Source organism: Arthrobacter sp. Hiyo1, assembly GCF_001263615.2.
GTDB lineage: Bacteria > Actinomycetota > Actinomycetes > Actinomycetales > Micrococcaceae > Arthrobacter.
Genome location: NZ_DF952474.1, coordinates 217810 through 219407, shown reverse-complemented (window position 1 = coordinate 219407; position 1598 = coordinate 217810). Strand labels below are relative to the sequence as shown.

2 protein-coding genes are annotated in these 1598 nt (G+C 66.0%); both read right to left on the bottom strand.

Features of this window, described 5'->3' with window-relative positions; all coding sequences use genetic code 11:
- Positions 1 to 310: 310 nt before the first annotated feature.
- Positions 311 to 943 carry a type II secretion system F family protein gene (locus tag AHiyo1_RS18340; protein ID WP_059389499.1) on the bottom strand — a complete coding sequence of 211 codons (633 nt, stop codon included), beginning with the start codon at positions 941 to 943 and terminating at the stop codon, positions 311 to 313.
- Positions 943 to 1578, bottom strand: a complete 636-nt coding sequence (locus tag AHiyo1_RS18335) for a hypothetical protein (protein ID WP_340639351.1) — start codon at positions 1576 to 1578, stop codon at positions 943 to 945. The genes AHiyo1_RS18340 and AHiyo1_RS18335 overlap by 1 nt, the downstream gene beginning before the upstream one ends.
- Positions 1579 to 1598: the final 20 nt, after the last annotated feature.

The following is a 1598-nucleotide window of genomic DNA, read 5'->3' as shown; positions in this document are numbered from 1 at the left end:
CAATTCGAGGACCTCGGCCTCCGGCCGAGGAGGAGATGCCTGGGCGAGTGCCAGGGCAGCCCGGGGGGCATGGACGTCCTGCGGCGCCTGGGCGGTATCGACGGTTGCGTTCATTTCGGTTCCTTTCTGCGGGGCCGGCTTGGCCGCCGGCTCTACTTCGACTCTTCCGTTGGCATGTGGCTTCGAAAGGCCCCAAATCTCCTAAGTGGAAAACTCGCTTCTGAACGTTCCTGTGGAGGGAAACTGGCTTGCGAGGGACTCGGCGCGCCCTGGCGGGCCGCCAGCAATCCCCCCGGGCGGCCGCCGCCAGCTATCCCCTGGGCGGAAGCATGGCCAACAGCACCGGGACCACACCAAGACAGATGAAGGCAGGCAACGAACACAGACCCAGCGGAATCACGAGTTTCACTCCGAGCGCGGCAGCGCGCTTTTCCGCCACCCTGAACTTTTCACGCCGCAGTCGAGCTGCCTGGGCATAGAGGATCGCCGAGGATGGTGCGCCGGTCAGGGCGGCGAAGGCGAGCGCATCCTTGAGCTTGCGCGCTTCAGCGCACTGCTGGCCCGCACTCCGCCATGCCGTCTCCCAGTCCGTTCCGATATCGAGGGCAGCAACCACCGTCTTCAGGGAGCGGCTAAGCTGCGGGGACGCGCATCCGGCGATCAACTCAAGGGACCGTCCGAGGCCCGCCCCGGAGTCGAGCATGGCGGCCACCAACTCAAGGATCATGGGCACATTGCGCAAGCCTCCCTGCCCATCGGGATTCCGGAGAGTGCCCGCCGCCTCGCCCCGGCTGGTGTTGTTCATCGGGCCGTTGCTTCCGAGTGGGCCGCGAAGTGTCCGGAGGATTGAGCGCCGCCGGGTTCGTCCTTGATAGGCCAGCCCGAGAATTGCCGCAAAGACCAGCACGAGGGACACTGCGATGGCTGCGAATGCCGAGCCCATCAGTCAACGCCCGCCGCGACGTGCACCAACCGGGATGACCAGATTCTGCCGGTGACAGTCAGGACACCCCCGGCCGCGAGCGCCGCCAATCCCAAGCCGTTGGCCAACAGGACCCCTAACGGATCCACCCCAAGCATCATGCCCAGCCCCAAGCCGAACACCGGCAGCCATGTCAGAAGGCGCACAGTGGCTTTCGGGCCGGCCAAGGCAGTCTGCCGGGCATCGCCGGCGTCGTCCTCGGCCTCAAGCTGGGCGGCGAATCTGGTCAGCACGTCGGCTAATGGACAACCAGTCGCCTCCGCGACGTCCAGGCAGGCGGCAAGTTCTCCCCAGATTCGATGTTCCACGGGATTCCCGCCCCTAAGATTCTTCGTTGCCGACGATCTGATGGCTTCGGCGACCGAGGCCCCGTTCATCGATGCCGCCCGCGCCGCTGCGAGAACCTGAAGAGACCCATCCGACACCTTGGGTAATGCCAGGGCCCTGGCTCGCACTTTGCGGTCCTCCGAGTCGACCGAACGAATGCGGTGATCCCTGGGTCCATGCACAATCCAGAGTTCCTCCCAGAGGCGCGACGTCGAACGGCCGCCCCGGAGGAGGGCGGCCAACTGCTGTACGAGTATCGTGAGCGGCAATGCGTCCGCGCGGGAGCGCC